We start from the raw sequence: 12,331 nt of genomic DNA on the forward strand, positions 1-12,331 counted from the left end.
CTTCTTCCTTTATTACTACGGAGCCCTTTATGAAAGCGATTGCCTACTACGCCTCCCTGCCGATCAGCGACGCCAAATCCCTGCAAGACATCGAACTGCCAGAACCGGTCGCCGGCCCGCGCGACTTGCTGGTGGAAGTCAAAGCCATCTCGGTGAATCCGGTGGACACCAAGGTCCGGCAGAACGTCCAGCCTGAAGGCGGCGCGGCGAAAGTGCTGGGCTGGGACGTGGCGGGTGTGGTCAAAGCTGTCGGCAGTGAAGTCACGCTATTCAAAGCTGGCGATAAAGTGTTCTACGCAGGCTCCATCGCTCGTGCCGGCGGCAACAGCGAGTTGCATGTGGTGGACGAACGGATTGTCGGGCACATGCCGAAATCCCTCGGCTTTGCCGAAGCCGCCGCGCTGCCGCTGACTGCGATCACCGCGTGGGAGTTGTTGTTCGAACGCCTGCAAGTGCGTGAGGGTAGAACTGATGAAGGTCAGAGCCTGCTTATCGTCGGTGCGGCGGGCGGCGTGGGTTCGATCCTGACTCAACTGGCGAGTCAGCTCACCGGGCTGAAGGTCATCGGCACCGCATCCCGTCCACAAACCCAGAGCTGGGTGCGTGAACTGGGCGCCGACCTGGTGATCGATCACAGCCAACCGCTGAGCGAAGAACTCAAGCGTGCGGACGTTAAGCACGTAACCCACGTCGCCAGCCTGACCCAGACCGATGAGCATCTGGATCAATTGGTCGAAGCCTTGGCGCCCCAGGGCAAACTGGCGCTGATCGATGATCCGAAGGCGCTGGACGTGACCAAACTCAAGCGCAAGAGCATTTCGTTGCACTGGGAGTTCATGTACACCCGCTCGCTGTTCGAGACCGCCGACATGATCGAGCAGCACAAACTGCTCAACCGTATCGCCGAGCTGATCGATGCCGGGACGCTGAAAACCACGGTGGGCGAGCACTTCGGCACGATCAACGCGAGCAACCTGCGCCGCGCCCATGAACTGCTGGAGAGCGGCAAGGCCAAGGGCAAGATTGTGCTGGAAGGGTTCTAACCCGACCCTGTAGGAGCGAGGCTTGCCCGCGAAGGCGTCCTCAAGATCGCCTTCGCGGGCAAGCCTCGCTCCTACAAAAAGCCATATGGCGAACCGTCAGTCAGATGCTTGACCGTTGTCACAATTGCGATCGTATTCGGGTCTACAATCGAAACCTCTGCGACGCAATCTTTTACTTAAGGAGGTCAGCAATGAAGATCCTGATAAAAGAAGTGGCAACATCCCAGTGGCAAGTCCGTCTCGACCAACACTCCGTCACGTTCCGCAGCGAAGCTGAAGCCCGCGCCTTCACCCGTACCCTTGAAGCACGGCTCCTCGCCCCTCATCAAATCCCCGACCGCCAGCAGCGTGCCGCTGGCTAATCCGGTTTCAGACCGCGGCTTGGGCCAGGGCCCGGGCATTTTGCAAACGTCGGGTGAGCATCGCGGCGCTCACCACCAGAATTCCGCACAGGCTGATGACCATAGCCATCGGCACGGCGCTGCCATCGTGTAAAACACCCACCAACGCCGATGCCCCGGCGGCAACGCTAAATTGCAGGCACCCGAGCAGCGCCGACGCACTGCCGGCGCGTGCGCCCTGCCCGTTCATGGCGCAGGCCGAGGCATTGGGCAGGATGCAACCGAGGCTGGCGATACAGATAAACAAGGGGATCAGCAGCGGCCATAGTTGTTCGGTGTGCAGTGAACTGACCGCGAGCAACGTCAGGCCTGCGCCCAGATAAACCCACACTGTGCGCGCCAGCAGGAACGCCGGGCCACGCTTGGCCAGCAGTCGCGCGTTGACCTGCGCCACCAGGATGAACCCCGCCGCGTTGGTGCCGAACAACCAGCCGAAATGCTCGGCCGGCACGCCATATAGCTTGATGAAGACAAATGGCGAACCGGATATGTAGGCAAACATCCCGGCGACGGCGAGACCGCCAGTCAGGGCGTGGCCGAGGTAGACCGGATCGGCCAGCAACCGACCGTACTGACGCAATGCGCCCTTCAACGGTTGGCGCGGCACATAGTCCGGCAGGCTTTCCGGCAGCCCGAGGGCCACGGCCAGTGCGGCCAGGGCGCTGAACCCGGTCAGCACCAGGAAGATCGACTGCCAGCCGGTGGTGTTGACCAACAGCCCGCCGAGCATCGGTGCCAGGATCGGCGCCAGGCCCATCACCAGCATCAGTTGCGAAAAGACTTTTGCCGAACCCACCGCATCGCATTTATCGCTGACCACCGCCCTAGAGATCACCATCCCCGCGCAGCCGCCCAGCGCCTGAATGAATCGCGCGCCCATCAGCCATTCCAGGTTCGGCGCAAACGCACAGGCCAGGGACGCTGCCGTGAACAAGCCGACACCGGTGAGCAGCGGAATGCGCCGCCCGAACCGATCCGCCACCGGGCCGTAGAGCAACTGACCAATGGACAAACCGAGGAAATACGCGGCGAGCGTCATTTGCACATGTTTTTCGTCAGTGCCAAACGACTGCGCGATGGCCGGGAACGCCGGCAAGTAGAAATCGATCGCCAACGGACCGAAAGCGGTCAGGGCACCAAGAATCAAAATGGTACGGAAGTTCATCGGGCATCCAGTTGGGCGTGGGTCGGCAGCTCGACAGTCTAGCCGGGCGTGGACGCCTTGAACATTCCGATAGGTCGCTAACTATTAAAAACCCCTGGATGAATGCCTTGTGGGAGCGGGCTTGTGTGGCGAGGGGGCTTGCCCCCGTTCGGCTGCGAAGCAGTCGTCAATCCAGACAGCTCGGTCAAGCTGAAAGACATAGGGGCCGCTTCGCGACCCAGCGGGGCAAGCCCCCTCGCCACAAAAGCCCCGCTCCCACAGGGGAATATGTATTGGGCTTCAGACAACTTTGGCTTGGTAGCCTTCTTCGGTGATGGCGGCGATCACCTGTTCGGTCGTCAAACCGCTTTCAACGCCAACCTCCTTCGCCGCCAGATCAACCCGCACGCTGGCCGCCGGGTCCTTGGCTTGCAGGGCTTGGGTGATCGCCTTGACGCAGTGACCACAGGACATGCCTTCAACGTTGAACACTTGCATGGATGACTCCTTGAGTGAGGCTTTTTAATAACACTGCCGGTAGTCTCGAGCTTGCCACCATGGCAAGGTCAAGTTCTGAAATAATCTGCCGGGCTGGCAATCGGCGTCGCGCTCGGCCAAGCTGCGTTCATCAATGACTCGACCTCAGGAGAATCAGCCATGCGCTGGTCAACTCTCAGCCTGTTTGGCTTCCTCAGCCTTTTCGCCGCCCTGCCTTCGGCCAATGCCGCCGGGGAGGATTATGGTGTCCTGATCATTTCCCGCGAGCGCCTGGAAGTGTCGACCAACTGCGAGATCGGTGTGTACATCCAGGATCAACTGTCGGCGCGGCTGTTCCAGGAGCAAAGCACCTCGTTCAACCTGCCACCGGGCAATGTGTCCCTGCGCCTGAAACTGCTGCCGGGCCAGGCGCCGGGCTGCAACGCCGGCATGTTGGCGCCGGGCTCGCAGGTCATCACGCTCAAGGCCGGCGATGTGTTGAAGTTCCGGATTGCGATGACGCAGGAAGGGATGTACCTCAAACCCGCGGCCCTGGAATATTAATCACCACCTACCTTGTAGGAGCGAGGCTTGCCCGCGAAGAGGCCATAACAGTCAGCATTGATGTTGAATGTTACGGCCTCTTCGCGGGCAAGCCTCGCTCCTACGGGTTGTGGATTGGCGCTTGACCTTGCCCGCATGGCAAGGTTGATCCTGTAGGCACTTTCTACAGGGAGCGTGACCGATGTCCGAATCCACCACTTTCGATCTGCCGATTGCCGGCATGACCTGCGCCAGTTGCGCCGGGCGTGTCGAGCGAGCCTTGAGCAAAGTCATCGGCGCCACTGCCGTCAGCGTCAACCTGGCCACGGAACAGGCGCGCATCCAGGCCCCCAGCGATAGCCTGCCGGCCTTGATGGACGCGGTGCAGCAGGCCGGCTACAGCGTGCCGCAACAAAGTCTGGAATTGAGCATCGACGGCATGACCTGCGCGTCCTGCGTTGGCCGGGTCGAACGGGCGCTAACCAAGGTGCCCGGCGTGAAAAGTGTCAGCGTCAACCTGGCCAATGAGCGCGCCCACCTCGAACTGCTCGGTCAGGTCGATCCACAAACCCTGATCGCCGCCGTGACCAAGGCAGGCTACAACGCCAGCGTCTGGGAAGTCGAACACCCCACAGACAATCAACAAACCCGCCTGCAGCGCGAGCGCTGGATCCTGCTCGCGGCCATCGCCCTGGCCTTGCCGCTGGTGCTCCCGATGCTGCTGCAACCATTCGGCGTGCACTGGATGCTCCCGGCCTGGGCGCAGTTCGCCTTGGCCACGCCGGTGCAATTCATCTTTGGTGCGCGGTTTTACGTCGCTGCGTGGAAAGCCGTGCGCGCCGGTGCTGGCAACATGGACTTACTCGTCGCCCTGGGCACCAGCGCCGGGTATGGCTTGAGTCTTTATGAATGGGCCACCGCCGCCGGGCGCATGCCGCATCTGTATTTCGAAGCCTCGGCGGTGGTGATTGCGTTGGTCTTGCTGGGCAAATACCTGGAAAGCCGCGCCAAACGCCAGACCGCCAGTGCCATCCGCGCCCTCGAAGCGCTGCGTCCGGAACGGGCGATTCAAGTGATCGATGGTCGCGAACAGGACGTCGCCATCAGCGCCTTGCGCCTGAATGATCTGGTCATGGTCAAACCCGGCGAACGTTTCCCGGTGGACGGCGAAGTGGTGGAAGGCCAGAGCCACGCCGACGAGGCACTGATCAGCGGCGAAAGCCTGCCCGTACCGAAACAACCCGGCGACAAGGTCACCGGCGGCGCGATCAATGGCGAAGGCCGCTTGCTGGTACGCACGCTGGCCCTCGGTGCGGAAACCGTATTGGCGCGCATTATTCGCCTGGTCGAAGACGCCCAAGCCGCAAAAGCGCCGATTCAGAAACTGGTGGATAAAGTCAGTCAGGTGTTTGTGCCGACGGTGTTGGTCTTGGCCCTGGCGACGTTGATCGGCTGGTGGTTGTACGGCGCGCCCATCGAAACCGCGTTGATCAACGCCGTCGCGGTGCTGGTGATTGCCTGCCCCTGCGCATTGGGCCTGGCCACACCGACGGCGATCATGGCCGGCACTGGAGTCGCTGCGCGTTACGGGATTCTGATCAAGGACGCCGAAGCGTTGGAACGTGCCCATGAAGTCAGCGCCGTGGTGTTCGACAAGACCGGCACTCTGACATCTGGTGCGCCGCGTATCGCTCACTTAAGTGCCGTTGACGGTGATGAAGCGCCACTGTTGCAAATGGCCGGCGCGCTGCAACGGGGCAGCGAACACCCGTTGGCCAAGGCGGTGCTGGATGCTTGTGCTGAACGCGGATTGGTCGTGGCCGATGTCACCGACAGCCAGTCGCTGACCGGGCGCGGTATCGCCGGCACGCTCGACGGTCGTCGGTTGGCGCTGGGCAATCGTCGTCTGTTGGAAGAAAGCAGTTTGAGCGCAGGTTCACTAGCCGATTCCGCCAAAGCTTGGGAAACCGAAGGTCGAACCCTGTCCTGGCTGATCGAGCAAAGTCCCGAACCGCGCGTGCTCGGCCTCTTCGCTTTCGGCGACACGCTCAAACCCGGCGCCCTGCAAGCGGTGCAGCAACTTAACGCGCGCAACATCAGCAGCCATTTACTGACCGGCGACAACCGTGGCAGCGCCAAAGTCGTCGCCGAAGCGTTGGGGATTAAAGATGTGCACGCCGAAGTCCTGCCGGCAGACAAAGCCGCCACCGTCGCCGAACTGAAGAAAACCGGCGTGGTGGCGATGGTCGGCGACGGCATCAACGACGCCCCGGCGCTGGCCGCGGCGGATATCGGCATCGCCATGGGCGGCGGCACCGATGTGGCGATGCACGCTGCCGGGATCACCCTGATGCGCGGCGATCCGCGACTGGTGCCGGCGGCGCTGGAGATCAGCCGCAAGACCTATGCGAAGATCCGCCAGAATCTGTTCTGGGCCTTCGTCTATAACCTGATCGGCATTCCGCTGGCGGCGTTCGGCTTCCTCAACCCGGTGCTGGCCGGCGCAGCCATGGCGCTGTCGAGCGTCAGCGTGGTGAGCAATGCGCTACTGTTGAAAACTTGGAAACCCAAGGATCTGGAGGACAACCGATGAACATCGGCCAAGCGGCCCGCCACAGCGGCCTGAGCGCGAAGATGATCCGTTATTACGAGTCCATCGGCTTGCTCAAGGCCGCCCATCGCACCGACAGCGGCTACCGGGTGTATGGCGATGACGACCTGCACACGTTGGCCTTTATCAAACGCTCGCGGGATCTGGGGTTTTCACTGGAGGAGGTCGGCAAGTTGCTGACCCTCTGGCAAGACCGCCAGCGGGCCAGCGCCGATGTGAAAGCCCTGGCCCGTCAGCACATTGACGAGCTGAACCAGAAGATTCGCGAGCTCGGCCAATTGCGCGACACCTTGCAGGACCTGGTCGAGCACTGCCACGGCGACCACCGCCCGGACTGCCCGATCCTCAAGGAGCTGGCGTCGGGCTGCTGCGCCGAACCCGCCCGCGCCTGACGGACAAAGCCTTCACCACCAGCAACGTGGTGAGGGGAATGCCGTGGAACAACAGCACTACCGCGCCGGGCGTCCACCAGGCGTAGAACGGTGCGGCGATCAACATGCCGATGCCGAACCCGGTCATTTGCAGCAGGGTCAGGAAGCTGAAGATCGGCAGGCGCAGGTGGTCCGGTTCCCGTTGCAGGCGCGACATCAGACCGACTTCGGAAAAACCGTCGCCCAGCCCGGCCGGCAACGAGAACAGGAGCAAACCGTAAAGGGTCTGCTGCTGGAACATCAGGATGAAGCCGCAGGACATCAGCAACACGCCATAGAAAAAGCGCCGTTCCAGGTTGATGTTGTCCGAGCCTTTGAGGCGACTGGCGATCCGCGCGCCGATGAGTTTGCCGCTGGCCCAGACTGCCAGCATCAAGCCCAACGTGGTGCTCGCGGATTCCGGCGTCAGTAGCCGCGAGATGATCGGAAACCCGACGTTGTGCGCCGCGCTGCCCAGCGTGTCAGCCATGGCCACCGCGAGCATCGCCGCCAGTACCGGGGAGCTACGTAAGCCTTGCAGCAGCGCCGACCATTCTCCACGTTCAGTTTTTGATTCCGCACCGGTGGCTGCCGCGCGAAAACGCAACGGCACCAGCAGCAACGCCGCCAGCAGGTAAGTGACTACGTTCAGCGCGAACACCGCTTCAAAACCAAACGCCGCCACCACCAACCCCGCTACAAGACTGCCAGCGACCATTGCAATGGACGCCGCCGAGGTAATCCAGGCGTTGGTCTTGAGCAAGTGCTCGCGGTCGATCAGGTTCGGCAACTGGCTGTTGAGGCCGATGGCGAACATCGAATTACCGAAACCCAGGCCGAAGGCAATCAACGGCAACAGCAAGGCTTGCTGGGTCACCGGCAAAACCAGCAGCAGGCCGAGCACCCCGGCGCGCAGCAAGTCGAAGGCAATCAACGGCAAGCGCCCGGCCCAACGACGGTAGAACGTGGTGCCGATCAGACTGGCAAAAATCCCCCCGGTCACGCGGCTGGCGAGGAAAATCGCGACGCTCATGGCGCTGTTGCTCAGCACATAGACGTAGGTGGCCAGGGCGACCATGTTGAGGAACGCGCCGAAGTCCGAGATCAGACGGGCGGTGATGATCAGATGGGCATTGCGGGTGGAGGGGATGTTCACATTCAATCCTTGAGTGTGGGGATGTCCTCTGTAGGAGCTGTCGAGTGAAACGAGGCTGCGATCTTTTGATCTTGTTTTAAAAAATCAAAGTCAAAAGATCGCAGCCTCGTTTCACTCGACAGCTCCTACAGGGGATCAGTGTTTCGACAAAAAACCCGACCGAGGCCGGGTTTTTTGTTTAACCGATCACTGCATCCACGGTGGAGGCGGTTCTTCGGTTTTACCCGGTGGTGCATCATCAGCCGCGCGCACCGCTTGCTTGCGCTCTTCATCCAGGCGTGCCGCCTCGATTTCGCGGATGACGCCGCCAACGTCGGCCAACTCTTCCGGCTCATCGAACTCGCCGGTCAATATGCTGGCCGGGTGCAAGGTGCCGGCTTCGTACAGGGCCCACATTTCCTTGGCGTACTTGGTCTTTTTCAACTCCGGCGCAAACCGCCCGAAGTAGGACGCCATGTTGCCCACGTCCCGCTCCAGCATGTTGAACGCGTGGTTGTTACCCGCCGCGTCCACTGCCTGGGGCAGGTCGATGATGACCGGGCCGGTCGGGGTCAACAGTACGTTGAACTCAGACAGGTCACCGTGCACCAGACCGGTACACAACATCAGCACGATCTGGGAAATCAGGAACGCGTGATATTCACGGGCCTGGTCCGGTTCCAGCACCACGTCGTTCAGACGCGGCGCGGCATCGCCATATTCGTCGGCCACCAGTTCCATCAGCAGTACGCCTTCGAGGAAGTCATACGGCTTGGGTACCCGCACACCAGCGCCAGCCAGACGAAACAGGGCCGCCACTTCGGCGTTCTGCCAGGCGTCCTCGGTTTCTTTCTTGCCGAACTTGGAGCCCTTTGCCATCGCCCGAGCCTGTCGGCTGTTGCGCACCTTGCGGCCTTCCTGATACTCGGCCGCCTGCCGGAAACTGCGTTTATTCGCCTCCTTGTAGACCTTCGCGCAACGTAGCTCGTTACCGCAGCGCACCACATAAACAGCTGCTTCTTTACCACTCATGAGTGGGCGCAGCACCTCGTCGACCAGACCGTCCTCGATCAGGGGTTCAATGCGTTTTGGAGTCTTCATCAGCTTTTATTGTGGGTCCTTTATTACCAAACACGCGAAAGTCATTCGTTATACGGCAATCCTCGCAAATCGGGGAGGGGTTACCGACCTATGAACATGGCGGATGCACACAATGTGCCGAATTTATCCGGCAAATCCCACGCCGTTCATCGACCGGTGGAGATCATAGCCGAGCCGCCGACACTTGTTGGCGAAGGGATGACAGGGCATTTACGACAGAAGCTGACATCCGTATTTCTCCTATTTGTAGGTTTTTTCTCAATGGTCCTCAATTTCCCGTTTTTTCAGCCGAAGTCCTAAGAGAGAAAAGGATTTGTCCGACAATCGTCACGGCTTAAAAAAGACGATGCCGCCCTCAAGGAATCGAATCGATCTACACCGTTTTCGGCTTCCAAAAATCCGCGAGTCATCTGCACTGCGTGGGCCAACAAGAAAATCTGGAGCGCGGATGAACATCAAACAGAAGTTGACGTGGGCGTTTGCAATCATCGCCTGCTTGCCGGTGGTGCTGGTCGCCACCCTGGTTGTGCTGAACTTGCGCAGCGATGCCAAGGATGCTTTCGTCGACGGCAGCGGACGTGAGATCCGTCAGGTCAGCAACGCCATGCAGCTGTTTTTCGACGGTATCAGCCAGAACGTCGATTACCTGGCGTCCCAGCCGCTGATCAAAAACACCGACGACAGCCTCAAGACCTACATGGCCGCCAACGCCGAGACAATTCCTCAAGGTGACATGGACAAAAAAGTCTTTGGGCTCCTTCAGGATCTGGGCAACACCCATCCGTCCTACGCCTACGCAATCGTCGGCACTGCAGCTGGCGGTTATGTGTCCTGGCCGGACGACGCAAAACTGAACAACTACGACCCGCGCCAGCGTCCCTGGTACAAAGCCGCGCAAGCCAAACCGGGCAAACCGTTTCGCACCGAAGCCTATTACTGGGCTCAGGACGACGCGTCCTACGTCAGCACCGTGCGCACCATCGATAACAAGTTGGGCACCAACGGCGGCGTGGTCAGTATCGACGTGACGCTCAAGCAGCTCACCGAAATCGTCAAACAGATCAAGCTCGGCGAAACCGGTTACCTGATGCTGCTGGAAAACAGCGGCACGGTGCTGGTCGACCCGAAACAACCGGAACACAACTTCAAGGCCCTGGGCAGCCTCGGCGAGGGCTATGCGCAACTGGCCAAGGCCGGCAAAGGCCTTGTAGAAGTCGAGCTTAACGGCGAGCGCTACATGGCCAACGTCTGGCCGTCGGAGCAACTGGGCTGGACCTTTATCGGCCTGATCAAGCAAACCGACGTGATGAGCTCGGCGACTCAACTGACCTGGCTGATCGCGGGCATTGCCGCGGTACTGGCAGTGTTCTTCGCCATCGTCGGCGCCAGTTTCGCCCGCGTCATCGTGCGGCCGATCAGCAGCGTGGCCAGTGGTCTGGAAGGCATCGCTCAGGGTGAAGGCGACCTGACCAAGAACCTGGAAATCCGTGGCAGCGACGAAACCGCGCAACTGGCCAACTGGTTCAACCAGTTCCTGGCCGCAATCCGCAACCTGATTCAGAGCATCGGCGGCGCCGCAAACAAAATCCTCGCCACCTCCCAGAGCTCGACCCGTGTTTCCAGCGACATGGCCGAAGCCGCCGGGCGCCAGCGTGAAGCGGTGGACATGGTGTCCACGGCGTTCCACGAAATGGTTGCCACCGCCAACGAAGTTGCCCGCTCGTGCAGCCAGGCCGCCGAGTCGGCCGACAGTGGCCAGCGCCAGGCCCGCGAAGGCCAGCAGCAGATTGATGCCGCGGTGACCAGCGTCGATCGGTTGAGCCAGGAAATCGAATCATCGGCCCAGTCGATGCAACAGCTGGAACGCGACAGCAATGACATTCAGTCGATTCTGGGAACCATTCGCTCCATCGCTGAACAGACCAACCTGCTGGCGTTGAACGCGGCGATTGAAGCGGCTCGGGCCGGTGAGCAAGGTCGTGGTTTTGCGGTAGTGGCAGATGAAGTGCGCGCCCTGGCCAAACGCACGGCCGATTCCACGGCGGAAATCGACGGCTTGCTCGGCAACCTGGCCAAGCGCACCAGTCAAGTGACCCAGCAGATGCATGCGAGCCTGGAAGTGTCGCAGCAGTCGGTCACCCGCATTGGCGAAGCGCGTAGCAGCTTCGGGCAGATTCGTGAGTCGGTGGATGTGATTCGCGACATGAACACGCAGATTGCGACCGCTGCGGAAGAACAGCATCAGGTGGCGGAAGACATCAATCGGCACATCAGCCAGATTCATGGCGATGCGCAGTTAGTGGCGGAACTGGCGAACTCGGCGCGACTGGACTCCCAGAGCCTGGCCGGGTTGTCGAATGAGCTGGACGGGTTGGTTCGGCGGTTCAGGACCTGAGAATGAGGGTGGTCTTAGGGCCACCCCTCACCCCAGCCCTCTCCCCAGAGGGGAGAGGGAGCCGACCGAGTTGATTGTTCTAGTGACTACAACCTGAAATATCGAGTTGAACTCAGAATTTGAAAAGTCCCCGATCGGCTCCCTTTCCCCCTCTCCCCTCTGGGGAGAGGGCTGGGGTGAGGGGCTGGCTCTCACTGCCGAAACAATTCCCCCGGGGTAAACCCGAATAACCCCTTGAACGCCGCAATAAACGCCGACGTCGAGTCATACCCGCAAGCCAGCGCGGCATTGGTCACGCTGTCGCCCTCCTCCAGCAAACTCAACGACGACAGCAACCGCGCGCGCTGACGCCAGCCGCGAAAACTCAAACCCGTCTCACGCTGAAACAGCCGCATCAGGGTTTTCTCCGAAGTCCCCAACCGCGCCGCCCACTCCTGCAACGTCACGTTCTGCTCAGGGTTTTCGATCAGCTCGTTGCACAACCCGAGCAAACGCTCATGCCTGGGCAGCGGTAGAGAGAATTCGACCTCTGGCAAATGTGCCAACTGATCCAACAGCACATTCACCAACCGCGCTTCCTGGCTGTCACCCTGTGGATACTCCACCGGCAACAGGCAAAAACTCTTGATCAACTCACGGGCCAGCGGCGTCACTTCCAGCACCCGACAACGTCCGTCCGCCCATGCACTCTCCTCACGCCGCACGTATAGGCTGCGCATCTCGGCGCGCATTGAAGTAACGACTTGATGTTCAAGATCCGCCGGAATCCAGATGCCCCACTGCGGTGGCGCGAAGAAGCTGCCTTCGGCAGTGTGCACACCGAGAACGCCGCTGATGGCGTAGGAAAACTGCACCCAGTCGTGGCGATGGGGCGGTGTCCAGGAACCGGCGTTGAGGCTTTCGGCGCGGGCGAACAATGGGCGTGGTAAAGCGGTCAACGCTGGAATGGAGCGTTCGAGGGAGAGTTGTCCGTTGGACGTCATTGAGGGGCCTTGTGTCGCAGGACTACAGATAGTGCGACGTTAGGCCAACTCGCCCGCCCTGACAAACACATTTCCCCTTGTGTCCCCT

At 60.8% G+C, this 12,331-nt stretch carries 10 protein-coding genes and 2 pseudogenes; 7 read left to right on the forward strand and 5 right to left on the reverse strand.

Annotated elements, in window-relative coordinates:
- Window positions 1-29 precede the first annotated feature (29 nt).
- Complete coding sequence (locus ACWIKB_RS09330) at window positions 30-1,043, forward strand: zinc-binding alcohol dehydrogenase family protein (protein ID WP_475266355.1); 1,014 nt, start codon at window positions 30-32, stop codon at window positions 1,041-1,043.
- A gap of 191 nt (window positions 1,044-1,234) precedes the next feature.
- On the forward strand, window positions 1,235-1,405 hold the full coding sequence (locus tag ACWIKB_RS09335) for a hypothetical protein (protein WP_475266356.1): 171 nt from the start codon (window positions 1,235-1,237) through the stop codon (window positions 1,403-1,405).
- 7 nt (window positions 1,406-1,412) lie between these two features.
- Here ACWIKB_RS09335 and ACWIKB_RS09340 read toward each other — a convergent pair whose 3' ends face one another.
- Together ACWIKB_RS09340 and ACWIKB_RS09345 are read right to left on the reverse strand one after the other, a co-directional pair.
- On the reverse strand, window positions 1,413-2,609 hold the full coding sequence (locus tag ACWIKB_RS09340; protein WP_475266357.1) for a multidrug effflux MFS transporter: 1,197 nt from the start codon (window positions 2,607-2,609) through the stop codon (window positions 1,413-1,415).
- Between the two features lie 279 nt (window positions 2,610-2,888).
- Entirely contained in the window at window positions 2,889-3,086 is a 198-nt protein-coding gene (locus tag ACWIKB_RS09345; protein WP_475266359.1) for a heavy-metal-associated domain-containing protein, read from the reverse strand.
- 159 nt (window positions 3,087-3,245) lie between these two features.
- On the opposite strand from ACWIKB_RS09345, the gene ACWIKB_RS09350 reads away from it, so the two are divergent.
- From ACWIKB_RS09350 to cueR, 3 genes are all read left to right on the forward strand, one after another.
- Window positions 3,246-3,629: a hypothetical protein gene (locus ACWIKB_RS09350; RefSeq protein WP_475266361.1), complete on the forward strand. Its 384-nt coding sequence runs from the start codon at window positions 3,246-3,248 to the stop codon at window positions 3,627-3,629.
- A gap of 181 nt (window positions 3,630-3,810) precedes the next feature.
- On the forward strand, window positions 3,811-6,201 hold the full coding sequence (locus ACWIKB_RS09355; protein WP_475266362.1) for a heavy metal translocating P-type ATPase: 2,391 nt from the start codon (window positions 3,811-3,813) through the stop codon (window positions 6,199-6,201).
- Window positions 6,198-6,611, forward strand: a complete 414-nt coding sequence (cueR, locus tag ACWIKB_RS09360) for a Cu(I)-responsive transcriptional regulator (protein ID WP_054043982.1) — start codon at window positions 6,198-6,200, stop codon at window positions 6,609-6,611. The genes ACWIKB_RS09355 and cueR overlap by 4 nt, the downstream gene beginning before the upstream one ends.
- On the opposite strand, the gene ACWIKB_RS09365 is transcribed toward cueR, so the two are convergent.
- Both ACWIKB_RS09365 and ACWIKB_RS09370 read right to left on the reverse strand, forming a co-directional pair.
- The gene (locus tag ACWIKB_RS09365; protein WP_475266848.1) at window positions 6,565-7,779 is read right to left on the reverse strand and encodes an MFS transporter; all 1,215 of its coding nucleotides are present in this window, start codon (window positions 7,777-7,779) and stop codon (window positions 6,565-6,567) included. The two genes, cueR and ACWIKB_RS09365, sit on opposite strands and share 47 nt — an antisense overlap.
- Window positions 7,780-7,971: 192 nt before the next feature.
- Complete coding sequence (locus ACWIKB_RS09370) at window positions 7,972-8,865, reverse strand: PA4780 family RIO1-like protein kinase (RefSeq protein ID WP_163908180.1); 894 nt, start codon at window positions 8,863-8,865, stop codon at window positions 7,972-7,974.
- A gap of 604 nt (window positions 8,866-9,469) precedes the next feature.
- Between ACWIKB_RS09370 and ACWIKB_RS09375 the strand changes: the two are divergent.
- Together ACWIKB_RS09375 and ACWIKB_RS09380 are read left to right on the forward strand one after the other, a co-directional pair.
- Window positions 9,470-10,402 (forward strand): annotated as a pseudogene (locus tag ACWIKB_RS09375) (cache domain-containing protein); the annotation flags it as partial.
- 261 nt (window positions 10,403-10,663) lie between these two features.
- A pseudogene (locus ACWIKB_RS09380) lies at window positions 10,664-11,260 on the forward strand (methyl-accepting chemotaxis protein); the annotation flags it as partial.
- 191 nt (window positions 11,261-11,451) lie between these two features.
- Here ACWIKB_RS09380 and ACWIKB_RS09385 read toward each other — a convergent pair.
- Window positions 11,452-12,243: an AraC family transcriptional regulator gene (locus ACWIKB_RS09385; RefSeq protein ID WP_475266363.1), complete on the reverse strand. Its 792-nt coding sequence runs from the start codon at window positions 12,241-12,243 to the stop codon at window positions 11,452-11,454.
- Between the last annotated feature and the right edge of the window lie 88 nt (window positions 12,244-12,331).

This window comes from Pseudomonas sp. 5Vm1k (genome assembly GCF_056161485.1).

Excerpts from the sequence above, each read along its gene's own strand:
- ACWIKB_RS09330 (WP_475266355.1), top strand. The coding sequence starts at position 30 with ATGAAAGCGATTGCCTACTACGCCTCCCTGCCGATCAGCGACGCCAAA.
- ACWIKB_RS09335 (WP_475266356.1), top strand. The coding sequence starts at position 1,235 with ATGAAGATCCTGATAAAAGAAGTGGCAACATCCCAGTGGCAAGTCCGT.
- ACWIKB_RS09340 (WP_475266357.1), bottom strand. The coding sequence starts at position 2,609 with ATGAACTTCCGTACCATTTTGATTCTTGGTGCCCTGACCGCTTTCGGT.
- ACWIKB_RS09345 (WP_475266359.1), bottom strand. The coding sequence starts at position 3,086 with ATGCAAGTGTTCAACGTTGAAGGCATGTCCTGTGGTCACTGCGTCAAG.
- ACWIKB_RS09350 (WP_475266361.1), top strand. The coding sequence starts at position 3,246 with ATGCGCTGGTCAACTCTCAGCCTGTTTGGCTTCCTCAGCCTTTTCGCC.
- ACWIKB_RS09355 (WP_475266362.1), top strand. The coding sequence starts at position 3,811 with ATGTCCGAATCCACCACTTTCGATCTGCCGATTGCCGGCATGACCTGC.
- cueR (WP_054043982.1), top strand. The coding sequence starts at position 6,198 with ATGAACATCGGCCAAGCGGCCCGCCACAGCGGCCTGAGCGCGAAGATG.
- ACWIKB_RS09370 (WP_163908180.1), bottom strand. The coding sequence starts at position 8,865 with ATGAAGACTCCAAAACGCATTGAACCCCTGATCGAGGACGGTCTGGTC.
- ACWIKB_RS09385 (WP_475266363.1), bottom strand. The coding sequence starts at position 12,243 with ATGACGTCCAACGGACAACTCTCCCTCGAACGCTCCATTCCAGCGTTG.